This window comes from Streptomyces sp. NPDC051105 (genome assembly GCF_040682795.1).
Taxonomy (GTDB): Bacteria; Actinomycetota; Actinomycetes; order Streptomycetales; family Streptomycetaceae; genus Streptomyces.
The window spans coordinates 103,367-127,809 of the sequence record NZ_JBFBBR010000004.1; the positions used below are offsets into that span (position 1 = coordinate 103,367).

Consider the following 24,443-nt stretch of genomic DNA (forward strand, 5'->3'; position numbering starts at 1 on the left):
CCGGCCGGGGACACCCGCCTACGGGCCCTTACTGACCCTTGTTCCGCTGCTGACGCCGGAACTCCATGGGGCGCTCGCGCCGGTAACGGCGCTCCCACTTGGCCTGACGGTCACGGCGGTCGCGGTACGTCTTGTAGTCGTTCGGCATGCCCCCGCCCCCGCCGGACGAACCGCCCGACGAGGATGCCGACGACGAGCCGCGCCCGTAGTGGACGTACAGGAAGAGCAGGGCGACGGCGGCGAGCCACCAGTTGTGGTTTCCGAATCCGAGAATGACCAGAACGACAGTTCCGGATAGGACGATGGTGCCCATGACGGGTCTCCGTGGCGTGGGTGTGTGAGCGGTCGACGGATCCGACGGCACGCGGGGGACGGGCGGCCGTCCGTCGGTGCGTAGCAGAGTAGCCCCGAGCCCCCAGAGCGCGGTCGGCCCTTCGGAAAGCGGTGGTGGACGGCTCCGGAACGCGTCCCCAGCGTAGGGATCCGGTCACTCGGCGTGCATCCCGTTTTCGGGAGCGCCGGCAGGAGGGGACAGGTCCGGCTCAGACCCGCCGCATGGCGGTCCGGTACCCGGCCACCGCCGCCCGGGTGGCCGCCCGCGCCCGCACCTCGCTGTGCCCGTTCTCGCGGGCGGCGACGGCCACCGGGACGGCGAGTGAACGCGAAGGGCGAGGCGGCCATCCGCCCGTACCGGATGGGCAGCAGCTCGGGCACCCGGTCCCGGCCCGGGCGCTCCAGCACGGCGACGGGGTCGCGCCGGTCGACGGCGGGCAGCCGGAAGGCGTGCGCGGAGCGGGGAACGCGCTTGCGCGCGGTCTTGCCGCGGGCGGCCCGCTCGGCCGGTGTGGGCATACGCCGCTCCCCGGTCGACCGCTCCCTCCGTCACCTGCTGATCGCAGTGAAGGGCGTACCAGGGGAGGTCCGCATGCCGGGGCCGGCGAACGGGTGGCCGGGGGGCGCGGGCGGGAGTCCCGGTGGCGAAGGCGCCGGGTGCCGTGTCGGACGGACGGCACCCGGCGCCACCGGCTCACCGTGAGTAGCGCATCAGGGCTCGCACCATGTGGCACGTGGTGGCCGACGGCGGATGGACGCCGATGCTCTCCGCCGTGCTCCGGATCGTCTCGTCGCGCGCCTGGTTGGGCAGGTAGACGCCGGAGTCGAGCAGGGCGATGGCGAGGCGCATGGCCTTGAGGCGGCGGTTGTGCGTGACGTACCACTCGCGTGGCCGCCCGGCCGGCAGCGGGCGCTTCTCCGCCGGCGCGTAGGGCGAGTCGAGCAGGACGGCACGCTTCGCGGTGGACTGGGTCGGCAACGGCTTCGGCTTCAGTGCGGCAGCGGGCACAGGCATCCTCCTGTCGCGGTCAGAGGGCCTCCGGACACCCCGGCGACTCTCTCGAACACTGCTTCCAGTGTACTGGCCGCCACTGACAATCGGGGGTCCTGAACAATCCGTCAAAACAGCAGGTGATGAAGGGAATTGCAGGGCCGGTTCAGCGGTTTCGGATGGTGCGCATGAGGCCGCAGAAATTCGAACACGGCTAGCCGTCGGCCCCTCGTGCGTGGCTGGATCCGAGCACGCTCACGCCGCGCAGGACGACATCCCCACGGGGACGGTCGCCCGGCCCGGTGGGCGTCGCGGCGATGGCGTCGACGACCCGCCTGCCGGCCGCGTCGAGGACGTCGCCGAAGATGGTGTGCTTGCCGTTCAGCCAGGTGGTGAGTGCCACGGTGATGAAGAACTGCGAGCCGTTGGTGTTCGGGCCGGCGTTGGCCATCGCCAGCCGGTACGGCCTGTCGAACTTCAGGTCGGGGTGGAACTCGTCCCGGAACTGGTAGCCGGGGCCGCCCCTTCCGGTTCCCAGCGGGTCGCCGCCCTGAATCATGAACCCTTCGATCACCCGGTGGAAGACGGTGTCGTCGTAGAGCCTGGCCCGGGTTCTGCGGCCGCTGAGCGGGTCGGTCCACTCCCGCTTGCCCTCGGCGAGTTCGACGAAGTTCCGTACGGTGTCGGGCGCGTGGTCCGGCAGGAGCCGCAGCGCGATGTCCCCGAGGCTGGTGTGCAGGACGGCGTGGAGTTCGCCGTCGGGGACGCGGTGGCGGGCCGGTACGCCGGCGCGCGCACGGTTCCGGTTGAGCTGCACTGCCGACTGGACGGGTGCCGCGGCAACCGCCCCGGCGGCCTCCCCGGCCGCCGCCTTCGAGCCACCGCCCGTCCTACTGGCCTTCCGGGCGGCGGTTTTCGGGCGGCCGCCCATGACCGCGCCCTCTTCACCAGCCGCCGCGCCCAGTCCACCGGCACCCGCTGTGTCCTCCCCGCTCGTGGCGCCCGCCGCGCCGGCTCCACCGGTGCCCGCCGTGTCCGCCCCGCTCTCGGTCCACCGGTTCCGTACGAGCGTGATGCCGTGTCCGCCGTTGCGGGCGCGTTGCTGCGGCTTCGGTCTGGACTTGGCGGTGAGTTCCCGGTGGACATGCCAGAACAGGGTGTCCATCTGCAGGAGTTCGGCTCCGCCGGGCACGCCCCGGCCGAGCGCCGCGATCAGTTCGCCGGTGAACGCGGTGTACTTCTCCCCCTCCGGCGCCCAGGCCGTCCTGGTCTCGGTCGCGGCCGTCATCAGATAAGTGCCGTCCGCCTCGGCCAGGTTGGCGAGCGTGCCGTCCGCTCCCAGGTGGCCGGTCATCGCCCGGCCGCTGTAGCAGCAGTCGAGGATGACGACCTTGCGCGGCGCGTCGCACTCGTACACCAGCATCCGGCGGATCGCGTCGTAGGGCACCGCCCGGTAGAGCCGGCTCGCGTCCGCGCGGGGCAGGGCCAGGTACAGGTCGCCGTCCTGGGACACCAGTCCATGGCCCGCGAAGTACACCAGCATCAGGTCGGTCGCCTCGCCGACGGCTTCGTGGACGGCGTCCAGGACCACTTCCGAGGACGCGGGGTCGTGCAGGACCCGGCAGTTGGGGCGGCGCAGTCCCCACAGGTCGGCGGCGCCGAGCAGGGCCGCGAGGTCGTCGACGCCATCGGCCACGGAGGGCAGTCCGGGCAGGGTGGCGTACTCACTCACGCCGATCAGCAGCGCACGGGACGCAACCGGGTCGGGCAGGCCCATCACGACCCTCCCGGGGTTCCCGGCGTTCCCGGCGTTCCCGGCGTTCCCGGGGTTCCCGGGGTTCCCGGGGTTCCGGTTCCCGGGGTTCCGGTTCCCGGCGTTCCCGGGGTTCCCGGCGTTCCCGGGGTTCCCGGGGTTCCCGGCGTTCCCGGGGTTCCCGGCGTTCCCGGCGTTCCCGGGGTTCCCGCCCCGGTCCCGTCCGGGTCCGGGGCCGGGGCTGAGGCCGATTCCGGGTCGAGGGCCGGGGCTGGGTCCGGGGCCGATTCCGATTCCGGGGCCGGGGCGGGGGCTGGGACCGGGTGCGGGGGCGATTCCGGGTCCAGGGCCGGGGCCGGGTCCAGGGACGGGGCCGGGTCCAGGGACGGGCCCGGATCCAGGGCCGGGCCCGGATCCAGGGACGGGCCCCGATCCAGGGACGGGCCCCGATCCAGGGACGGGCCCGGATCCAGGGCCGGGGCCGGGTCCAGGGACGGGCCCGGATCCAGGGTCGAGGACGCGTTCGTGTTCGCGGTCTGTGGGTGGGGAGGCGGTTCCTCCAGGGCCGTGACGATGCGGCGCACCGTCTCGGGCGAGCCGTCGTGCACGGTGACGGACCGGCCGTCTCCGAGTTGGATGACGATCGGCGGGGCGGACGGCCGCTGGCCGCGCCAGGCGGCGTACGCGAGCGCAAGGTTCAGCGCCGAGAAGCCCTGGCCGAGGACCAGCTCGATGATCTCGACCGCGCCCATGGCGGTGCCCGGGCGCTGCCCCGCCGCGTCCGGTGCGGGCACCAGCGTGGGCGTGGCCGAGCGGCGCGTGTCGGGATCCTCGCGCAGCCATCGGTACAGATCTCGTACGGCGTCCTGCCCGCCGTCCCCCGTCGTAGCCATCAGCACCCGCATCGCTCCCCCGATTCCGTTCGCCGTCCGACCACGATAGGGAAAAAGGCCGCCGAGGGTGATCCGTCCGCGCTGCCGGACCACCGGTGCGGCCGGCCGGCGCGGCTGTTTGGCTACCGTGGCGGGTATGGAGATCTGGATCAACCCCGCCTGCTCGAAGTGCCGTACCGCGATCGGCCTGCTCGACGCCGAGGGAGCCGACTACACCGTCCGCCGTTATCTGGAGGACGTGCCGAGCGAGGGCGAGATCAGGGCCGTACTGGAACGGCTCGGGCTCGAACCGTGGGACATCACCCGCACCCAGGAGGCGGTCGCCAAGGAGCTGGGGCTGAAGGAGTGGGCGCGGGACGCGAGCGCGCGCGACCGGTGGATCACCGCTCTCGCCGAGCACCCCCGGCTCATCCAGCGGCCGATCATCACCGCCGACGACGGCACGGCCCTCGTCGCCCGCACCGACGACGCCGTACAGGAAGCGCTGGCCAGGGATAAGAGCTGAACAGTCCTCAATTCCAGTGTGACGTAGGTTACTTCAGTGACTCCTGTAACCGCTGAGTAACGACGTTCGGTATCTCGTACCTACCGACGTACGCTCCCCCACCCCTTTCAGGAGGCGCGCATGTCGCGTAGGAGAACTCTCGGCGCCAAGAAGTCGATCGCACTGCTGGTCGGCGCCGCAGCCGTGGCCGGCGGCGGGGCCTTCGTCCTGGCGTCCACCTCGAACGCCGCGCAGACCTCGCAGAACGCGAAGACACTGTCGTCCGCCGCGGACTCGACGGTCTGCTCGGGGCTGGCCACCGCCCTCGGCAACAACCAGAAGTTCATCGCGGACCAGAAGGCGAACCCGGACGCCCAGTCGGCGGCCCGGATCGCCAACCGCGAAGCGGTGATCGCGCAGATCAAGGTCCAGCAGAAGGCGTCCGGTTGCGTCGTTGGGGAGTCGGCTCAGGGCTCCCAGGCGGCGGGCGGCGCGCAGACGGGCCAGACCGGCCAGCAGGCCGCCACGCCGGCGCCCTCGAAGAGCGCGGCCACCGGGAACACCGGTGGCGGTGCCGCCGCCTCGGGCCAGCAGGTCTGCAACGGCTCGACCGTCACGCTGTCCGGCGAGGCCGGTGCCCCGGCCGCCTCCAGCAACCAGTTCCCGGCGGGAACCACGCTGAAGGTCACCAACCTGGACAACAACAAGTCCACGACGGTGAAGGTCACCTCGGTGTCGGGCAGTTGCGTGCTGCTCAACAACGCCGCCTTCGAACAGGTCCGGGAACCCGGCAAGTTCCTGATCCGCCGTGCCGTGATCGAGAAGATCGGCTGACCGACGAGACGGGTGTGGCTCGGCCACCGGCTTTCACGGAGGGAAAGCCGGCGGCCGCCGCACAGGGCCGCGCACGGCGCCCGAAATGGGCTCCGTACCCCGCCCGCCCGCTCCTCACAACGTGAGTCGCACCACAGAACCGCCAGGTAACACCGGGTTCACATTCGAGCAATGATCGGGAAATCGCCTGTTGACAGGCTGCCGGGCAACACCGAGGCGCCCCAGTGCCGTAGCGCCGCTGCACCCGCAAGTGCGCCCGACCCACCCCGAAGGATGTGGCCCGTGACCTTCAAGGCTGAGTACATCTGGATCGACGGCACCGAGCCGACGGCCAAGCTGCGTTCGAAGACGAAGATCATCGCGGGCGCCCCCGCCGGTCTCGACGCGCTGCCGATCTGGGGCTTCGACGGGTCCTCCACGAACCAGGCCGAGGGGCACTCCTCGGACCGTGTGCTGAAGCCGGTCTTCACCTGCCCGGACCCGATCCGCGGCGGCGACGACGTACTCGTCCTGTGCGAGGTCCTGGACATCGACTTCACCCCGCACGCCTCCAACACGCGTGCCGCGCTGGTCGAGGTCGCGGAGAAGTTCGCCGCGCAGGAGCCGATCTTCGGCATCGAGCAGGAGTACACCTTCTTCGACGGCGCGCGTCCGCTGGGCTTCCCCGAGGGCGGCTTCCCGGCGCCCCAGGGCGGCTACTACTGCGGTGTCGGCGCCGACGAGATCTTCGGCCGCGAGATCGTCGAGGCCCACCTGGACAACTGCCTGAAGGCGGGTCTGGCGATATCCGGCATCAACGCGGAGGTCATGCCCGGCCAGTGGGAGTTCCAGGTCGGCCCGGTCTCCCCGCTGGAGGTCTCCGACCACCTGTGGGTGGCCCGCTGGCTGCTCTACCGCACCGCCGAGGACTTCGGCGTCTCCGCCACCCTCGACCCCAAGCCGGTCAAGGGCGACTGGAACGGCGCCGGCGCGCACACCAACTTCTCCACGAAGGCGATGCGCGAGGGCTACGACGCGATCATCACCGCCTGCGAGTCGCTCGGCGAGGGCTCCAAGCCGCTCGACCACGTCAAGAACTACGGCGCCGGCATCGACGACCGTCTGACCGGCCTGCACGAGACCGCCCCGTGGAACGAGTACTCCTACGGCGTCTCCAACCGCGGTGCCTCGGTCCGTATCCCGTGGCAGGTCGAGAAGGACGGCAAGGGCTACATCGAGGACCGCCGCCCGAACGCCAACGTCGACCCGTACCTGGTGACCCGGCTGATCGTCGACACCTGCTGCACCGCCCTGGACAAGGCCGGACAGGTCTGATCCGCGAACTCCCCGCGGGGGCGCCCACCGTCACGGTGGGCGCCCCCGCGGCGTTGTCAGTGGCGCGTGTCATGGTGGGCCCATGGAGATCGACGAGGTGCTCGCCGTCAACGCCTGGACGGAGAACGGGCAGAGGTGTCTGTGGAGTTCGCCGGCCGAATTGAGCGACGCGGTGCGCGGGCTCGGCGCGGCCGGGAACCGCTTCCTGATCGCCCAGCGCATCCCGGACCTGCCGAGGGTGTTCGCGCAGGTGTGGCACGAGGCGGGCGGCGACTTCCGCCTCGAACACCGGCGTGGCGCGGACGAGTTCTCCGGTACGAACCTCACGGACCCGGGCCGGGTGGCGGAGCTGCTGGCCGGCTGGGCGCGGGAGGACGACGGCTGGGACGCGGGCGTGGCCTGGGAGCCGGTCCCGGTGTTGCCGCGCGAGGAGATACCCGCGCTCGCGGCCGAGGTGGCGGCCCGCGCCGAGGAGCTGGTGCACGTCCTGCTCCGGGACGGCTACCTGGGGATCGACCGGCTCGTCCAGGAGACCGTGGACCTGATGGCGGACGACGACCGGGAGGGCGCCGCGCCGGTCTCCCCGGCGCAGGCGCGCGAGATCGTGGAGCGGCTCTGGGTGGCGCGGGTCGCGGAGCAGCGGGCGTGGACCGGGCTCACCGACCCGGACCGGCTCACGCGGGCGTTCACGGCCCTGGAGCGCGAAGGCGTCGTCGCCCGCGAGGACTTCGCCTGCTGCCGCTCCTGCGGTATGGCCGAGATCGGCGCCGAGGCCGAGGACGCGGACGGCGCCCGGGGCTTCGTCTTCTTCCACCACCAGGGCACCCGTTCCGCCGCCGAGGGCCACGGCCTCAGCCTCTACTACGGCGGCTTCGACGGCTCCGCGGACACCACCACAGCCGTCGGCCGCGCGGTGGTCGCCGCCCTCACCACCGCCGGGCTGTCCGCAGTGTGGGACGGCAATCCGGACAAGGCGATCGAGCTCACCCCGCTGACCTGGGACAAACGGCTGGTGGGATGAGGCGGGCAGGATCGGGATCCCGCCCGGGACGCGTCCAAGCAGTGAGAGGAGGGTCCTGTTTCCGGGCTGTGTCTGCTTCAATGGGCCCATGGCCAGCTACCAGAAGTGCACCGCGACGGGTCGCCATGACCTCGAGCCCTTCTGGCCTTCCCGTCAGCACCACGACTTCGACCGGGTGTGTTGCCGCGCGATGAACGCGCGGGCCCTCTAAAGCCGTTTACCCCGGCCTTCGGCCAGCGCGAAACGCAGTACGTCCCCGGCGCGCCCGACCACGAATCGCGGCCGTCGTCCCGACCGACGAACTCCTCGCGCGAAAGAGCTGACGTCTCATGGCGACCACTCGTTCTCTCTCCCCCGCCTCCGCCCTCGCCGCCTCCTCCGCCGCCCGGCACCGGCTGCGTGCCGTCGACCGGGACGAGGTGGTGGACATGGCGGACTTCCTGCCGCCGGGCGCCACCTGGCTGCCCGCCCCGCAGCACACCCTGCCCACCCTGCCGGGCCAGCCGCCGATGATCGGCTACCTGGTGCTGGTGCCGGCGGACCAGCGTCCGCCGTTCCTGCCCGTCGCGGTACCGGACGCGCAGGAGCAGGCGGACGCACCGGTCGGCCCGGCCGCGAGCGGCACCCGGCCGCTCGTCACCGTCGACTCCGTGCAGCGCACCGCCCAGGTCGACGGGCGTGAACTCGACCTCACCTACCTGGAGTTCGAGCTCCTCGCCCATCTGGTCGCGCACCCGAACCGGGTGCATACCCGCGACCAGCTGGTCACCACGGTCTGGGGCTACGGCCATGTCGGCGACGGCCGCACGGTCGACGTCCATGTCGCCCGGCTGCGCCGCAAGCTCGGCGCGGAGCACCGGGGCGCGATCCAGACGGTCCGCCGGGTCGGCTACAAGTACACCCCGCCGACCGGCCGCTGACGAGGCGTTCTGCCCTCGGCAGAGTCCCGTTCCGTCCGGCGTCCCTTCCGGGCACGATCACCGGCATGAGACTTCTCGTACTGGGTGGTTCCGAGTTCGTGGGGCGGGCCGTCGTGACGGCGGCGCTGGAGCGCGGCTGGGAGGTGACCGTCTTCCACCGGGGAAAGCAACCGCCCCCGCCGGGCGTGCGGGCGCTGCACGGCGACCGCACCGCGCCCGACGGTCTCGCCGCCCTCGCCGACGGCACCGAATGGGACGCGGTCGTCGACACCTGGTCGGCCGCGCCCCGCGCCGTGCGGGAGACGGCACGGCTGCTGCGGTACCGCGCCGGACGGTACGCGTACGTGTCGAGCTGCTCGGTGTACGACTGGCCGCGCCCGGCCGGTTTCACCGAGGACACGGCACTGGTGACGGGCGCCGCGGCCGACGCCGGGCCGACCGAGTACGCGCGGGACAAGCGGGGCGGTGAGCTGGCCGCCGTGGAGTCCTTCGGCGCGGACGGCTCGGTCCTGGTGCGGGCCGGGATGATCCTCGGGCCGTACGAGAACGTCGGCCGGCTGCCCTGGTGGCTGAACCGGATCGCCCGGGGCGGCCCGGTGCTGGCACCGGGCCCGCACGACCTGCCCATCCAGTTCGTGGACGCCCGCGACCTCGCCGAGTGGACCCTGGGCGCGGTCGAACAGGGCCTGTCCGGGCCGTACAACCTGGTCGGGCCGCCCGGCCACACCACGATGGGCGCGCTGCTGGAGGCCTGCCGCCGGGTCACGGGCTCGGCCGCGGAACTCCGCTGGACCGACCCCGAGGTGATCCTCGCCGCCGGGATCGAGCCGTGGGTCCAGCTACCGGTGTGGGTGCCGCCGGGGAGCGAGTCGCACGACGCCATGCATCGCATGGACGTGTCGCGGGCGGTGGCGGCGGGGCTGGTCTGCAGGCCGGCCGAGGAGACCGTGGCGGATACGTGGGGGTGGCTCCGGGGCGCCGGTGGCGAGGCGCCGCTCCGGCCGGACCGTACGGCCGTGGGGCTGGACCCGGCGGTGGAGGCGAGGGTGCTTGGCCTTTCGGCCGGCAAGTGGTGATCGATCCGCGGGCCGGCGGGGGGCGATCGCGCCCACGCGGCGGAGCCGCATGTCGGACACGGCCCCGCGCCCCTGACGGGGCGCGACAGCCCCTGGGGTGTACATAGCACCACCCCCTCACATGGGGCTTCGGGCCAGTGACCCGTGGCTAACCGGTCGGACAGACTGGCCGCATGACGACGAACACGAACAGCGGTGGCTTCCGCGGCAGGGCGCGTGAGGTGCTGCTGGCCGCCGTGCGGGGGCTGGTGCTGGCGCTGGTGATGCCGGCGATCTCGATCCTCTGCTTTGTCCTGACCGCGCTCTCCGTCGCGCTGATCCCGAGCGGCCTCGGCATCCTCACGACCCCCTGGATCCTCGGCGGTGTACGGGACGCGGCGGACGTGCGGCGGCGGCTCGCCGACGAGTGGTGCGGGGTGCGGATCCCGTCGGCGTACCGGCCGGTGCCGGCGAACGCCAACCCCTGGACCCGCACCCTCGCGCTGCTCCAGGACCCGCAGGTCGGGCGGGACGTGCTGTGGCTTCTCGTGGACATGACGGCCGGGTTCGTGACGGCGCTGCTGCCGGCGGTGCTCGTGTTCTACCCGTTGGAGGGGTTCGCGGTGGCCGCCGGGCTGTGGCGGGTGCTGGGGGACGGCTACTGGTACGGCTTCGTGCCGGTCAGCGGGCAGGCCACCGCGTTCGCCGCCGCCGGGCTCGGTGCCGTCATCCTCGTCGCCGCCTTCCGTTACGCCCCGGCCCTGCTGACCGTCCACTTCAAGCTCACCCGCGCCGTCCTCGACACCGGTCAGGGCGAACTCGTCGAGCGGGTGCGGGTGTTGACCGAGACCCGGAAGGACGCGGTGGACACCTCGGCGGCCGAGCTGCGCCGGATCGAACGCGATCTGCACGACGGGGCGCAGGCCCGGCTGGTCGCCATGGGCATGGACCTGGGGACCATCGAGATGCTCCTGGACAAGGATCCGGAGAAGGCGAGGCAGTTGCTCGCGCAGGCCCGGCGGGCGTCCGTGGAGGCCCTGGGGGAACTGCGCGACCTGGTGCGGGGCATTCATCCGCCGGTGCTGGCCGAGCGCGGTCTCGGGGACGCGGTACGGGCGCTGGCGCTGCGGCTGCCGGTGCCCACGGAGGTGACCGTGGACCTGCCGGGCCGGGCGGACGCGCCGGTGGAGTCGGCCGCGTACTTCGCGGTGAGCGAGGTGCTCACCAACGCGGTCAAGCACTCCGGTGCCGACCGGATCTGGGTGGACCTGCATCACGTGCCGGACGGTGGCGGCATGCTGCGGATATCGGTCACCGACCACGGCAGGGGCGGCGCGGCCATCGGTGCCGGGTCAGGGCTCACCGGGGTCGAGCGGCGGCTCGGTACATTCGACGGCGTCCTGGCCGTCAGCAGCCCCGCGGGCGGCCCCACCATGGTCACCATGGAGATTCCGTGCGCGTTGTCCTAGCCGAAGACCTGTTCCTGCTGCGCGACGGGCTGGTCCGGCTGCTGGAGGCCTATGACTTCGAGATCGCGGCCGCCGTCGAGACCGGCCCCGAACTCACCCGCGCTCTCGCCGAGTTGGAGCCGGACGTGGCGGTGGTGGACGTACGGCTGCCGCCCACGCACACCGACGAGGGGCTGCAGTGCGCGCTCAGGGCGCGGCAGGACCGGCCGGGGCTGCCGGTGCTGGTCCTCTCCCAGCACGTGGAGCAGCTGTACGCGCGGGAGTTGCTGGCCGACGGCAGCGGCGGGGTGGGGTACCTGCTGAAGGACCGGGTGTTCGACGCGGAGCAGTTCGTGGACGCCGTACGGCGGGTCGCGGCGGGCGGTACGGCCATGGACCCGCAGGTGATCCAGCAGCTGCTGTCCCGGCGGTCCGGCGACCGGCCCCTGGAGGGCTTGACACCGCGCGAGAAGGAGGTGCTGGAGCTGATGGCACAGGGCCGCTCGAACGCGGCGATCGCCGGGCAGCTCGTCGTCACGGAACGGGCCATCGCCAAACACACCTCCAACATCTTCACCAAACTGGGACTTGAGGTGTCGGACGATGACAATCGGCGCGTCCTGGCGGTGCTTGCGTATCTGGACCGCGACCGCTGATTTTCCAGAAATCGCCCTGCTCAAACGGCAGTTGTGGCCCAAGTGCGTAACAAGTCTCTGATGAATTTGTGAGACGCCTGAACACGCCTGAGACGGGCTGCGTATGAAAGGACGCCGCTTCACTCCTGTCGGGCGCCTCGATGCCGCCCCGCAAGGAAGGTCTGAGGAGTTCCATGGGACGCAACATACGCAAACGCCGTTCGCCGCTGACCGTCAAGGTCATAGCCGCATCGGCGGCTGTCGCACTCGGCGGGGGCGGGCTGCTCTATGCGCAGATGAACGCTTCGGCTCACGAGTCGAACAACTCGGCGCAGAACTACACGAAGGCCGCCTCCGCGACGGTGGCCACCATCTCCTGCCCGGACGTCGGCCAGAAGCTGACGAACGTGCCCGCCAACGCCAAGATGGGGGTGGCGGCGGAACTGGCGAAACTCGACAAGCAGATCACCGAGGCCTACGCCCGGCTCGCCTCCACGCGCCAGGCGCAGGCGAACGACGCGAACTTCGTGCAGAACGCGATCGTCGGCCCCCTGAAGGAGAAGCGGGCGGCGACGATCGACCGGATCCGGATCGACATCACCCGGGTCGGCGGACAGTTCGACAGCTCGCTGGCCCAGCTCGCCGCCTGCACCACGCAGACCGCCAACCAGACCACCGCCGGCGGTGGCAACAACAACGGTGGTCAGAACAACAACAACGGCCAGAACAACGGCGGGCAGAACAACAACGGGAACAACGGCCAGGCCACGGCCGCCCCGAGCGCCAGCGCCAGCGCGCCGGCGAACGTCGGCGGGCAGGCCGGCAACGGCCCGGTCGCGGCCGACTTCGTGGACATCACGAAGGTCGCGCCGAACGTCCTGGCCAAGCCGGCGAAGCAGCGCACCGCCTCGACCGGTAGCTTCACCACCCGCTGCGGTGTGAACGCGAACAAGAACCACAACACCGACAACGTCATCGTGGCGCCCGGCGTGACCAACGGCGCGCACCACCTGCACGACTACGTCGGCAACCAGAAGGTCAACGCGTTCGCCACCAACGACTCGCTGCTGGCGGCGCCGAGCTCCTGCCAGAACCAGAGCGACCTGTCGTCGTACTACTGGCCGGTCGTGCGTGTCCAGGACGGTTCGCAGGACTTCGACCAGAACGCGGACGGCGGTGGCAAGGAAGGCAACGTCGGCAAGATCCTGACCCCGCAGTCGGCGCAGATCAAGTACGTCGGCAGCCCGGCCAGCAAGGTCGTCGCGATGCCGCAGTTCCTGCGCATCATCACCGGTGACGCCAAGACCACGACCAACGGTCTGGCCAACGCCAACGCGCACTGGAGCTGCACCGGCTTCGAGAACAAGGTCCAGCTGACCGAGCAGTACCCGATCTGCCCGCAGGGCAGCAACGTGGTCCGCATCTTCGCCTTCCAGAGCTGCTGGGACGGCGTCAACATCGACAGCGCCAACCACCGTTCGCACGTGGCCTTCGCGGACCCGGCGAGCGGTGTCTGCGGGAACGGCTTCAAGGCCATTCCGCAGCTGACGATGAGCCTGGTCTACAAGATCACGCCCCCCACCATCCAGGCGGACGGCACGGTGAAGAACGCCTACGCCGTGGACGGTTTCCCGGAGCAGCTGCACAAGCCGTCGACCGACCACGACGACTTCATCAGCGTCACCAAGAACAACCTGGCGGCGAAGATCGCCAACTGCATCAACAGCGGCCGCAAGTGCCAGTGAGCAACAGCTAGCAGCCGATAGCGAGAAGGCGGGCGGTGGGATCTCCCACCGCCCGCCTTCTCGTGTGTGCCGGGAGGTTCAGCTGGTGTGCTTGCTGTGGTCGGTCCCGATCTCCTCTTCGCCGCCCAGCGTGGTCCGGAGCGCCTTGACCACCTTGTCGTCGCCGACGGCGACCCACTTGCGGCCGACGAGGTAGAAACCGCCGTAGTCCTTGGCGTCGTTGATCCACTCGCGCTGGCCGCGGTCGGTGGCGAAGGTGGCGAAGACGAACTTGCCGGCCGCGTTCTTGCAGATGGCCTGCCGGACCTCGTCGGAGTCGATCTGCATGTCCGGGGTGCACTTCACCTTGGCGGCCAGGCTCTCCAGACTGCCGGTGGCGGTGACCGGTATCTTCGCCTCCGCGCTGCCGTCACCGGATCCACAGCCCGCCAGCGCCAGTACGGCCGTCGCGCCGGCCACGGCGAGCATCGGTCGGGTCAACCTCATCTGTTCCTCCGGTCGCGTTGCCGGCCCCGGGAATGGCTGCGGGGCCCTCCCCTTCGATACGGCTGTGGGGCGCGGGGCGCTCAAATCGAAGAGGGGTCCAGGATGCCGTGGTCACCCGAGTGGTGGTGACCTACCAACGGGTCGCTCGTTCTTCAGGACGTGCAGTCACAGGATGTAGCCCAGAGTCACGCAGCAGCCTCCGCCGGAGCCCTGGGTCCGGCCGTCGACGTCGAGCAGGCCGAGGCCGCGCTCGTCGAGCACTACCCGCGGCTGGTCCGGCTCGCCTATCTGGTGCTGCCGCCGGGCCTGTCCCGGGGCCGCCGCGTCCTGACCGCGCACTCCCTGGTCCAGCGGGCGCTGCCCCGGGGCCGTAAGCAGGCCCCGGTGATCCCGGCCCAGTCCGCCGGCCGGAACACCGACCCCGGGTACGCCCTGGTCCGCCTCGAAGTGGTGCGTACGGCGCTGGAGGCGGGCCTGCCGCTCAGGCTGACCGCGTGGCCCAAGCGGGCCCAGCTGCCACCGCTGCTCCCCCAGGTGTGGGGCCTGCGGCTCTTCCCGCGCTCCGGCGGCGCCGACGAACTCGCCCTGGACCAGCGCCTCGCCACCCTGTCCGGGCCGGCCCGCGCCGCCTTTGCCCTGCGCGGTCTCGAGCAGCTCCCCGACGGCGACGTCCGCAAGATCCTCCGGGCGGCCGGGGTGGAGCACCCGGACGACGCGCTCGCCGACGCGAACGGCGTGCCGGCCCAGTACCCGCTGCTCGACTCCCCCGAGTTCGACCCCTGTTCCCTGCAAGTGCGTCCCACCGATCTGATGCGGCGCCGCCAGCACACCAAGGCCGCGCTGGCCGCCGCGGCCGCGCTCGCGGTGTGCGGGGCGCTGGTCGCGCTGCCCAGCGGTGGCTGGGGCGCCGACGGCGCGGCGGCGCCGGTGTACGCGCAGAACCCGGCCGCCCAGGCCGCCCTGGACCCGGCCCAGCTGACGAGGGCCCCGTCCACCGCCTGGAAGACCGCCGCCCGCACCGACTTCTCCGTCTGGCCCGCGCGCGGCGGCCTCGCCGGCGACACCGCGCTGCTGCGCCGCGCCCTCGCCGTCTGGGCCCGCCCCGGCGAGACCGTCCGCGTCTCGGCGACCCCCGGCACCCAGACCGGCGGCCCGGCAGGACCGCCCCAGCTGCTGTACGCGGGCGTCGTCGACAGCGCCCGGGTGGTGATCTTCTACGACGGTCTGCGCATCGCCCGCTACGCCGAGCCGAAGGACGGCACCCAGGGCGCGGCCCTGGACTTCGCCCGTGTCGACGGCGCGTCCGGCGTCGAGGCGGAGGCGATGGTGCTGGGCCGCTCCGACGGCAACGTCCGCTATCTGACGGCTCCTTGGGTGACCAGGGCGGCGGAGCGGGACCTGGTCAAACCGACCGCGGGGGCGATGGACCTCGGGCTGACCGACGGGGTGACCGGTCCGCTGGCCAGCCCCGCCCTCCAGCAGGGGGCGTGCACGTCCTGGAACGCGCTCCAGCTGACCGACGCGCAGGGCGTGCACCTCTCGACCGACCTGGGCGAACTGGTGCCGGCCCGCCTCACCTCGGGCCGACCCGGGTACACCGACGAGGCCTCGGGCGCGAAGGCGCTGCGCGACTGGGCGCCGTTCGCCTGTTCGCTGTCCGCCGAGCGGTCCGCCGGAGTGCGCGGCGTCAACGCGTGGGCGTTCGCGGAGCAGCCGTTGCCGGACGCCGGTGGCGCCGGTTCGTGGGTGTGCACGCGCGCGGAGACCTGGCGGGGCGACGGCGCGGTGTCGCTGGCGCAGTTCCGGACGCCGGGCAGTCAGTACGGGGCGGTGGCGGCGAAGGGGTCCGACGTGACGGCCTGCGGTCCGCGTGATCCGCACGTGCTGGCCGGGGTGTTGTGGAAGTCCGGGGCCGGGCAGTGGTACCTGCTGGCCGCGGGCAGCCGCGACACGGCGTCGATCCGGGCGACCGGCGGGGTCACCGCGTCGGCTCGGGGGACGCTGCTGGCGGCCAAGGCGCAACAGGGTGCGCGGGCCGACTTGACGGGGACGCTGGAGGACGGGAGCGGGATCCGCGGGCTGCGGTGAGGCCTCTCTACGACGAGCTGCTGACGGACACGGAGCGTGCCGACTCGATGCTGATCTGCGTGTCCCGGGCGCACGGGGGGAGACTTGTGCTGGATCTGTGAACGCCCGTGCCGGGTCGGGTCCGTGGAAGGCCGGATCCGATCGGTAAGGTGTTCGTATGAGTACCGGGGTACGCCGCAGATTGGGAGTCGAGGAGCGGCGGCAGCAGTTGATCGGCGTCGCCCTCGAACTGTTCAGCCGTCGATCGCCCGACGAGGTCTCGATAGACGAGATAGCGTCGGCCGCGGGGATCTCGCGGCCGCTCGTCTACCACTACTTCCCCGGCAAACTCAGCCTGTACGAGGCCGCGTTGAAGCGTGCCTCGGAGGATCTCGCGGGCCGCTTCGCCGAGCCGCGGGAAGGCCCGCTCGGGGCGCGGCTGCTGCGGGTGATGCGGCGTTTCTTCGACTTCGTCGACGAACACGGGCCCGGTTTCGCCGCGTTGATGCGCGGCGGCCCGGCGGTCGGCTCCTCCGCGACCAACGCGCTCATCGACTCCGTACGGCAGGCCGCCTACGAGCAGATCCTCGCGCACCTCGACGTCACCGAGGCACCGGCCCGGCTGGAACTGGTCGTCCGCTCCTGGATCTCCCTCGCCGAGTCGACCGCGCTGATCTGGCTGGACGGCCGGCGCATCCCCCGCGCCGAACTGGAGGTCCAGCTCGTCCATGACTTCGCGGCGCTGGCCGCGGTCAGCGCCGCCCAGGACCAGGAGATGAGCACCCTGTTGAAGCGGATGGTCAAGGACGAGCCGGGCGACGGCCCGTTCGCGGACCTGGCCGTCCGGCTGCTCGCCTTGGCGGGCTGAGCCGCAGCGCCCAGGGGCGCGGGGCTGCATCGACATGCGGCTCTGCCGCGCGCCGCGACCGGCCACGACGGAGCCGCAGCCGAACGACGGCACGTGCACGGTGCCGGTGGTGAAACGTCAGCCCTCGTACTTCCGGTACGACGGGTCCAGATCCCTCACCTCGGCGGACGCGTGCAGGACGACCCCGTCCTCCGGTTCGATGTGCTTGCGGAGCAGCTCCAGCGTGGCCTGCGTCAGTCTCTCCTTCGTCTCGTCGCTGCGCCCGGCGAGGAGCCCGATGGTCACATGCACGATGGCGTGGCCACCCGCCCGGGGGTCCTCGTATCCGAACGCGCAGTACTCGGTGGGCCGGTACAGGGTCTTGCACGCCTCCGGCTTCGCCGCGGCGATCTCGACGGTCGCCTCGTGCAGTCCCCGCGCGAAGCCATCGAAGTCGAAGGCGTCTTCCACCGGGTGCGAGTAGTCGACGGTGATCTGCGGCATGGGCCCTCCTGGTCGGCTGGAACTCGCGCCCAGCCTAGTCCGCCAGGCTCAGCGCCAGCAGGGCGACGTCGTCCTCACGGTCCCGGCCGAAACAGGCCAGCAGCGTGTCGCAGAGGGCCTCCAGGCCGGGCAGGGCGCCGACGGCGGCGGAGCGGAGGTGTTCCATGGAGACCGTGAGGTCGATGCCCCGGGTCTCGATCAGGCCGTCGGTGACCATGAGGAGCCGGTCGGCGGGTCCGAGGACCAGCTCGGTGGGCGGCGGGTGCGGCAGACCCACGCCGAGCAGCGGGCCGGACGCCTTGACGTACTCGGCGCTGCCGTCGTCACCGAGTATCAGCGGCGGGATGTGGCCGGCGTTGGCGATACGGGTGCGTCCGGTGCCGGGGTCGATCAGGGCCAGGCAGACGGTGGCCGTGACCTCGGCGTGGTAGTGCTGGAGCAACCGGTCGAGCCGGTCGGCGAGCGCGGCCGGGTCGCTCTCCGCGAGGCAGTAGGCGCGCAGCGCGTGCCGCAGCTCGACCATGACGGTGGCCGCTTCCAGCGAGTGCCCGACGACGTCCCCCACCGCGGTGAGCACGCCGTCGCCGACCCGTAGCGCGGCATAGAAGTCGCCGCCGATCTCCGTCTCCCGGGAGGCGGGTTCGTATCGCACCGCTATGTCGACGCCCGGCAGCTCGGGCAGCTGGTGCGGGCGGGGCAGGAAGCTGTGCTGGAGGGTGAGCGCGACATGCCGCTCCACCTGGTACATGAGCAGGGGCTCGGCGGCCAGCGCGGTGGCCTGGGCCAGCTGGGCCAGCAGTGCCTCGCCGTCGGGGCTGACCCGGCGCAGCCCGCGGGTGGGCGTGGCCAGACAGACCGGCGCCTTGCCGTCCTGGGTGAGGACCACCGCCAGCCGGGCGTCGTGCTGCACCCCGGGCCGGAAGAACCCGGTGGGCCACAGCGGGGCCGGCACGGTGGTGATCTGCACCCCTGACTGCCCTCGGGTGAGCCGCCGCAACAGCGCGGCCACGTCCCGGTGGGCGCCCTCGTCGGGCAGGGCGAGGGAGGTGCGCTCCCGGCTCAGGCCGCGGTACAGCTCGCCGTCCCGGTCGAGGACGAAGACGGCGGCGGGGCAGCCGAGCAGCCGGGCGGCGCCGTCCGCCGCCGCGTCGGCCAGTTCGTGCAGCGAGCGCGCCGACTGGATGGTGACGATCGTCTCCGACAGCTGCCTGAGCCGCCGTACCAGCGCCTGGTCGTCGGCGCGCAGCCGGGCGGAGCGGACCGCGGTCCGGACCGCCGCCTCGATGTCCTCCGGCTCGGCGGGCACGGTCAGATACGCCTCGGCGCCCATCTCGAGGCCCGGGCAGCGGTCCCCCGGGACGGAGGACAGGGCCGAGAAGTGCACCACGGGCAGCCCGGCCATGTGCGGCCGCTCCCTGAGCCGGCGGCACAGCTCGAAGCCGCTCATGTCCGGCAGGTGCACATCGATGAGGGCCACGTCGGGCAGGTGGCCCTTGCGCAGCCGTACGTCGAGTTCGCTGAGCGCCTCCTGGCCGCAGGCAACCGGGACGACCTGGTGACCGGCCCGGCGCAGCACGGTGCCCATCGCGTACCGGCTCGCGGCCTCGTCGTCCACGATCAGCACGGTGGTGTCTGTCAGCTTGCCGTTGACGTCCATTTACCAGCCCCTGGACAACGCCGGTGGGGCAGGACCCGGTTCCGGGCCTGCCCCACCAAAGTAGTGCGGATGTCATGCGGTGCGGGAGAACACCGCCACAGTGCGTCCCGGCACGATGAACGTACCCGCTTTCAGCTCGTACGATGCGGACTTGACGACGGAATCGGCGCCCGCCGCCTGCAGCGGGTGCAGCCGGTAACCGGTCCCGGCCAGCGCGCTCACCCGCTGCTCCTGCCGCTCGGGCGTCGCGTTGAACACGACGACGAGGTCACCGAGTTCCATGGTGATCACGCCGGGCGTCTCGTCCTTCCCGGACAACGGGAACGAGAGCTTCGACTGCACCTGTCCAGCCGTGTCCAGCGAGAACACGCTGTCGGTCGTACGGATTCTCAGCAGATCGCGGTAGGCGGCCGAGGCCCCGTCGATCTCGGCGCAGCCGACCCGCACCGCACTCAGCAACGGCTTGGCGTACGGCCACTTGGACGCGTTGTCGGCGGCCATGGGTAGCCCGCGCCCGAAGCCGTTGCCGTCGGAGCAGTTCCAGTGGATGGCGTTGAACCAGTCGCCGCTGTCGAAGGAGTTGCGGTCCAGGGACTTGGAGCGGAGGAGATCCGTACCCGCCTGGGAGAGCGACGGGCCCTGCGACAGGGCTGCCGTGGCCATCGCCAGGACCTGCATCCGGGCCCGGTCGGAGGCGCTGGTGGTGGCCGGCAGCTTGTACGTCAGCGCGTCGAAGAGCGACTCGTTGTCGTGCGCGTCGACATAGGCGAGGGCGTCGCCGGGCGCGTCCGCGTAGCCGGCGGGCGAGCCGTTGTAGTCGACCTCGGCGCCGCTGACCTCCTTGCCGTCGGTGTCGGTGAACCGGTACCTGGCGAGGTTGCCGCTCAGGCCGACCTTGATCAGGTCCTGGTAGTGCAGCAGGCGGGCCTTCTGCTCGGCCGCAGTGCCGTTGGCCGCGGATGAGTTGGGGTCGGTGTACAGCCCGGACGCGAAGCCCTGGACGCCGGGGTCCGCGTCGAAGGGGCTGCCGCCGCGTACGGCGTCCCGGGCGCGGTCGGAGAAGGTGGCGATGCCGGTGCCGGCCATGTTGGCCTGGGTGGCCTGCACGAACCGGGCGTCGTCGGCGACCTCGCCGAAGTTCCAGCCCTCGCCGTAGAGGATGATCTTCTTGCCGTCGACGCCGTCCTTCTTCAGGGTCAGCGCGTCCAGGGCCTTCCTGACCGCCAGGATGTTGGCCTTCGGGTGGTGGCCCATCAGGTCGAAGCGGAAGCCGTCGACCTTGTACTCCTTGGCCCAGGTGACGATCGAGTCGACCACCAGCTTGCCCATCATGGCGTTCTCGGGCGCGGTGTTGGCGCAGCAGGTGCTGTTCGCGACCGAGCCGTCGGCCAGCAGCCGCTGGTAGTAGCCGGGCACGATCCTGTCGAGGACGGATGTGTCCGCCTGCCCGCTCGCCGCGGTGTGGTTGTAGACGACGTCCATGACGACCCGCAGGCCGTCCTCGTTCAGCGACTTGACCATCTGCCGGAACTGGACCGTGCGGGCGGTGCCGTCCGGGTCGGTGGCGTACGACCCCTCGGGGACCGTGAAGTGGTAGGGGTCGTACCCCCAGTTGTAGGCGTCCTTTGCTGCGGTCGCGGCGACGCACTCCTGCTGCTGGTCGGAGTCGGCCGGGTAGGAGGCGAGGTCGCAGTCGGGGCTCGCCTGGTCCGCCTTCTTCTCGGGCACGGTGGCGAAGTCGAAGGCCGGGAGGAGATGGACGTACGACGTCCCGGACTTCGCGAGCGCGCGCAGGTGCTTCGAGCCGTCGCTGCCCTTGTCGGTGAAGGCCAGGTACGTACCCCGGTGGGCGGCCGGGACCGTGGAGTCCGCCACCGAGTAGTCCCGGATGTGCAGCTCCTGGATCTGGGCGTCCTTCAGCGGTACGGCCTTGGGCTTGGTGTACGTCGACCAGCCGCCCGGGGTGAGGGACCTGTCGGCCAGGTCGACGACGAGACTGCGCTCGGAGTTCGCGGTGAGAGCGACCGAGTAGGGGTCGGTGACCTTGTTGGTCACCAGCTTCCGGACGCTGGGCGCCCAGACCTTCACGACGTACCGGTAGGGCTTGTTCTTCCAGGACCCGGGGCCGGTGACGGACCAGACGCCGGTGGCGGGGTTCCGTTTCATGGCCACGGTTGAGCCGCCGATTTCGAGGCCGACGCGCTGTGCGGTCGGCGCCCAGACGGAGAGGGTCGGCTTTCCGCGGTGGAAGACCGGACCGAGACTCGCCGTCGTCGCCCTGGCGTACACGTCGTCGAGCACCCCGGCGATCTGTACGCCGGTCGCGGCCAGCACCGCCCCGTTCGCCGCCCGCTGGGAGGCGACGAGCTGTCCGTCGAGCGCCTCGCGCACCCGGTCGCGGTCGCGCGGGTCGACCGACCAGGCCGCGTAGTCCTTCAGATGCGGGAACTTGGCCTTCTGGGCGTCGGTGAGGGTGGTCTTCGTCAGCCGCAGCCACCGCTCGTCGTCGCTGGTCAGCGTCCCGTCCTTGACGGCGATCGAACCGTCGTGGGAGTAGAGGAGCTGGGTGGAGGCGGCACCGTCGGCGCCGTCCCAGGCGACCGTGTCCCGGTCGATCCAGATCGCCTTGGAGGTGGTCAGGTCCAGGGCGGCCGCGCTGCCGGCGGGCTGCGGGAGCAGGTACTTCTCCTGGCCGTTCAGCAGCCACACCTCGTGGCCGCTGGAGGTGAGGTCCAGGGACTGGTCGGCGGAGAGATCCTTCTCGTCACCGTTGTGGATGATGTAGCTGAGGCTGGTGGCGCCCTCGGTGAGCGGTACCTCGAAGACCGCGCCATAGGCGTCGGTCTTCACCGGCTTCAGGGGGCTCGACCAGTCGGTGGGGTTCGCGGCGCCCGTCCAGACGTGCAGGCCCCAGCCGTCGTAGTTCCCGTCGGCGCGGTGGTAGTGGATGACCGCCTTGGTGGTGTCCTGGGCGGGGTAGGCGGGCCGTTCGGTCATCACCTCCGCCTTCCCCTGCTCGATCCAGACCTCGCCCGTCCTGGTGACGTCGATGGAGCGGTCGGCGGAGACGTCCTTGTCGCCGTCCTTGTCGACGACGAGGAAGCCGACGTTCGAGGCACCGGACTTCAGCTTGACGTAGGCGAAGGCGCCGTACGCGTCCCGGCCGACGAACGGGTGGCCGGCGGGCCAGGTGGTCGCCTCGCCGTCGGCGATGTCACCCCAGGCGTACAGGCCCCAGTCGGCGTAGTCGCCGTCGGTGCGCTTGTAGTGGACGATCGCGTAGTCGCGGGAGGAGGCGGTGGGGGTCTCGGGGGCGGGCGGGGTGCCGGAGGTGCTCTCGGCCGTGGCGGAGGCGCGGTGACCCGCCGAGTCGACGACGACCGCCTTGTAGCGCAGTACGGTGCCGGCCGGGAGGTCCTCGGCGAGGGTTTGGGTGACCTGGTAGGGGGCGTGGTCGGCGGAGCCGAGGGTGGTCCACCTGCCGTTGCCGACCTGGGCGGCGAAGACGACCCGGTTGAGCTGTCCGCCGGTGACGTTCGCGGTGAGGTCGACGGTGCCGGCGGCGGGGGCGGTGAGGGTGATCTCCGGGCTGGTCGCGGGCTTGTCGAGGGAGCCGGTGGCCTTGTAGACGACGGCGGATCCGGCCGGGACGGTGACGGCCAGCCGGTCCGCACCGTCGGAGGTCAGCGTGCCGTCCGTGCCGTAGACCGCCCGGTAGCGCATGCCGGCGGAGCCGGTGGCGAAGGTCGCCGACTCGGCCGTGTCGGCGTTGTTGAAGGCGACGACGTACTCCTGGCCGGTCCTGGCGTCCGTCCGGGTGAACGCGTAGATGCCGGCGCCGTCGGCGGCGTAGCGCTGGGTCTGGACACCGTCGGCGAGGGCGGGGTTGTCCTTGCGGAGCTTGCCGAGAGCACTGATCTGCTTGTAGAGCGGCGCACTTGTGTCGTACGAGTCGCTGGCGGCGGTCCGGTCCGTACCGATCTCGTCGTCGTCGAGATAGTCGGCGACCTTCGACGCGAACATGGTCTGCCGGGCGTCCTTGTCCCCGCCGGAGCCGGTGAAGCCCTGCTCGTCGCCGTAGTAGACGACCGGGTTGCCGCGGCTGAGGAACATCAGCTCGTTGGCGAGCCGGTCCTTGGCCAGCAGCTGGGCGTCGGTGGCCTTCGGATTGTCCTGCTCCAGGAAGTACCCGATCCGCCCCATGTCGTGGTTGCCGAGGAAGGTGACCTGCTCGTAGGCGTTGGCCTTGTCGGTCGTGTACTTGTAGTCGTCGCCGAAGACCGAGGCGAGCTTCTGCGCGCTGCCGCCCTGGGAGGCGTAGGCGCGGGCCGCGTCCTGGAAGGGGAAGTCGAGGGTCGCGTCCAGCCGCCCCTGGGTGACGTACGGGGAGGTGACCGAGGTGTCGGCGGAGTAGGTCTCGCCGAACATGAAGAAGTTCTTACGGCCGTGCCGGCCCGCGTACTTGTCGAGCGCGGTCGCCCACTGGGTCCAGAACTCCATGTTGACGTTCTTCACGGTGTCGATCCGGAAGCCGTCGATGTCGTAGTCCCGCACCCATCGCTGGTAGATCTTCTCCATCCCGCTGACGACCTCGGGACGCTCGGTCCACAGGTCGTCGAGGCCGGAGAAGTCTCCGTAGGTGGCGGACTCGCCGGCGAAGGTCGAGTCGCCCCGGTTGTGGTACATCGTCGGGTCGTTGAGCCAGGACGGCACCTTCGCCTGACTGGTCACGGTCGGCGTGCGCGGGAAGGAGGCGGCGGAGACGGCCGGGAACTTCTTGCCGCCGGCCGCGTAGTCGGCGTCGTCGAAGGGCTGCCCGTCCTTGGTCAGGTAGGGGAAGGCGCCCTTGGAGAGGTAGCCGTAGGACTTCTGCTCGTAGTCGACGACGTCGGCGGTGTGGTTGGTGATGACGTCGAAGAAGACCTTCATCCCCTTGGCGTGCGCCTTGGAGACCAGGGTCTCCAGGTCCTTGTTGGTCCCGAAGTGCGGGTCGACCTGGGTGAAGTCGGTGATCCAGTAACCGTGGTAGCCGGCCGAGGCGTTGCTGCCCGTGCCCTGCACCGGCTTGTTCTTGAAGATGGGTGCCATCCACAGGGCGGTGGTGCCGAGCCCCTTGATGTAGTCGAGCCGCTTGGTCAGGCCCTTGAGGTCACCGCCCTGGTAGAAGCCCTTGTCGGTGGGGTCGTAGCCGGTGGAGAGGCGGGAGCCGGTGAGGCCGCCCTGGTCGTTGCCGGTGTCACCGTTGGCGAAACGGTCCGGCATGACGAAGTAGAACTGCTCGCGGGTGTCGTCGTGCCGGGCGGGCTCGGCGGCGAGCTTCGCGTCGGAGGGCGGCGCGGGCGGCGCGGCGGCGTGCGCGGCGAGGGGCTGCACGAGCGCGGCGGCGAGGGCGGCGACGGCGACGGCCGCGACCCGTCTGACATGTATCACCGGTGTGAACTCCTAGCGATAGCGGC

19 protein-coding genes and 2 pseudogenes are annotated in these 24,443 nt (G+C 71.3%); 11 read left to right on the top strand and 10 right to left on the bottom strand.

What is annotated here, in order from left to right:
• Positions 1-28: 28 nt before the first annotated feature.
• The 6 genes and pseudogenes from AB0N16_RS11285 to AB0N16_RS11310 form a co-directional block, all read right to left on the bottom strand.
• A complete protein-coding gene (locus tag AB0N16_RS11285) occupies positions 29-313 on the bottom strand; it encodes a hypothetical protein (protein ID WP_365795397.1) in 285 nt (94 codons plus the stop codon).
• 232 nt (positions 314-545) lie between these two features.
• Positions 546-852: pseudogene (locus AB0N16_RS11290) on the bottom strand (hypothetical protein); the annotation flags it as partial.
• A gap of 175 nt (positions 853-1,027) precedes the next feature.
• On the bottom strand, positions 1,028-1,342 hold the full coding sequence (locus AB0N16_RS11295; RefSeq protein ID WP_365795399.1) for a hypothetical protein: 315 nt from the start codon (positions 1,340-1,342) through the stop codon (positions 1,028-1,030).
• Between the two features lie 196 nt (positions 1,343-1,538).
• Entirely contained in the window at positions 1,539-2,063 is a 525-nt protein-coding gene (locus tag AB0N16_RS11300; protein ID WP_365796179.1) for a peptidylprolyl isomerase, read from the bottom strand.
• Between the two features lie 390 nt (positions 2,064-2,453).
• A pseudogene (locus tag AB0N16_RS11305) lies at positions 2,454-3,101 on the bottom strand (caspase family protein); the annotation flags it as partial.
• Entirely contained in the window at positions 3,101-3,970 is an 870-nt protein-coding gene (locus tag AB0N16_RS11310) for a hypothetical protein (protein ID WP_365795401.1), read from the bottom strand. The pseudogene AB0N16_RS11305 and the gene AB0N16_RS11310, both read right to left, overlap by 1 nt.
• A 136-nt stretch (positions 3,971-4,106) precedes the next feature.
• Between AB0N16_RS11310 and AB0N16_RS11315 the strand changes: the two genes are divergently transcribed.
• The 9 genes from AB0N16_RS11315 (at position 4,107) to AB0N16_RS11355 (ending at position 13,426) form a co-directional block, all read left to right on the top strand.
• A complete protein-coding gene (locus tag AB0N16_RS11315; protein WP_365795403.1) occupies positions 4,107-4,475 on the top strand; it encodes an ArsC/Spx/MgsR family protein in 369 nt (122 codons plus the stop codon).
• A gap of 120 nt (positions 4,476-4,595) precedes the next feature.
• Positions 4,596-5,288 carry a hypothetical protein gene (locus AB0N16_RS11320; RefSeq protein ID WP_365795405.1) on the top strand — a complete coding sequence of 231 codons (693 nt, stop codon included), beginning with the start codon at positions 4,596-4,598 and terminating at the stop codon, positions 5,286-5,288.
• 282 nt (positions 5,289-5,570) lie between these two features.
• Positions 5,571-6,602 (top strand): glutamine synthetase, encoded by a 1,032-nt coding sequence (gene glnII, locus AB0N16_RS11325; RefSeq protein ID WP_365795407.1) that lies wholly within the window; start codon positions 5,571-5,573, stop codon positions 6,600-6,602.
• Between the two features lie 82 nt (positions 6,603-6,684).
• Positions 6,685-7,623 (top strand): hypothetical protein, encoded by a 939-nt coding sequence (locus AB0N16_RS11330; RefSeq protein ID WP_365795409.1) that lies wholly within the window; start codon positions 6,685-6,687, stop codon positions 7,621-7,623.
• Positions 7,624-7,952: 329 nt separating this feature from the next.
• A complete protein-coding gene (locus tag AB0N16_RS11335; protein WP_365795411.1) occupies positions 7,953-8,543 on the top strand; it encodes a winged helix-turn-helix domain-containing protein in 591 nt (196 codons plus the stop codon).
• A gap of 65 nt (positions 8,544-8,608) precedes the next feature.
• Positions 8,609-9,619: an NAD-dependent epimerase/dehydratase family protein gene (locus AB0N16_RS11340; protein ID WP_365795413.1), complete on the top strand. Its 1,011-nt coding sequence runs from the start codon at positions 8,609-8,611 to the stop codon at positions 9,617-9,619.
• 173 nt (positions 9,620-9,792) lie between these two features.
• Entirely contained in the window at positions 9,793-11,067 is a 1,275-nt protein-coding gene (locus tag AB0N16_RS11345; RefSeq protein WP_365795415.1) for a sensor domain-containing protein, read from the top strand.
• On the top strand, positions 11,052-11,702 hold the full coding sequence (locus AB0N16_RS11350; protein ID WP_362578982.1) for a response regulator transcription factor: 651 nt from the start codon (positions 11,052-11,054) through the stop codon (positions 11,700-11,702). The genes AB0N16_RS11345 and AB0N16_RS11350 overlap by 16 nt, the downstream gene beginning before the upstream one ends.
• A gap of 173 nt (positions 11,703-11,875) precedes the next feature.
• On the top strand, positions 11,876-13,426 hold the full coding sequence (locus tag AB0N16_RS11355; protein WP_365795417.1) for a DUF1996 domain-containing protein: 1,551 nt from the start codon (positions 11,876-11,878) through the stop codon (positions 13,424-13,426).
• Between the two features lie 78 nt (positions 13,427-13,504).
• On the opposite strand, the gene AB0N16_RS11360 is transcribed toward AB0N16_RS11355, so the two are convergent.
• Complete coding sequence (locus tag AB0N16_RS11360) at positions 13,505-13,912, bottom strand: hypothetical protein (protein WP_365795419.1); 408 nt, start codon at positions 13,910-13,912, stop codon at positions 13,505-13,507.
• A 159-nt stretch (positions 13,913-14,071) separates the two neighbouring features.
• Here AB0N16_RS11360 and AB0N16_RS11365 point away from each other — a divergent pair, with 159 nt between their 5' ends.
• Both AB0N16_RS11365 and AB0N16_RS11370 read left to right on the top strand, forming a co-directional pair.
• Positions 14,072-16,000 carry a hypothetical protein gene (locus AB0N16_RS11365; protein WP_365795420.1) on the top strand — a complete coding sequence of 643 codons (1,929 nt, stop codon included), beginning with the start codon at positions 14,072-14,074 and terminating at the stop codon, positions 15,998-16,000.
• A 157-nt stretch (positions 16,001-16,157) separates the two neighbouring features.
• Positions 16,158-16,847 carry a TetR/AcrR family transcriptional regulator gene (locus AB0N16_RS11370; protein WP_365795422.1) on the top strand — a complete coding sequence of 230 codons (690 nt, stop codon included), beginning with the start codon at positions 16,158-16,160 and terminating at the stop codon, positions 16,845-16,847.
• Positions 16,848-16,964: 117 nt separating this feature from the next.
• Here AB0N16_RS11370 and AB0N16_RS11375 read toward each other — a convergent pair whose 3' ends face one another.
• The 3 genes from AB0N16_RS11375 to pulA form a co-directional block, all read right to left on the bottom strand.
• Positions 16,965-17,330, bottom strand: coding sequence for an isomerase (locus AB0N16_RS11375; protein WP_365795424.1), 366 nt, complete (start codon positions 17,328-17,330; stop codon positions 16,965-16,967).
• A gap of 34 nt (positions 17,331-17,364) precedes the next feature.
• Positions 17,365-18,987 carry a fused response regulator/phosphatase gene (locus tag AB0N16_RS11380; protein ID WP_365795426.1) on the bottom strand — a complete coding sequence of 541 codons (1,623 nt, stop codon included), beginning with the start codon at positions 18,985-18,987 and terminating at the stop codon, positions 17,365-17,367.
• A gap of 72 nt (positions 18,988-19,059) precedes the next feature.
• Positions 19,060-24,417, bottom strand: a complete 5,358-nt coding sequence (gene pulA, locus AB0N16_RS11385) for a pullulanase-type alpha-1,6-glucosidase (RefSeq protein WP_365795428.1) — start codon at positions 24,415-24,417, stop codon at positions 19,060-19,062.
• Positions 24,418-24,443: the final 26 nt, after the last annotated feature.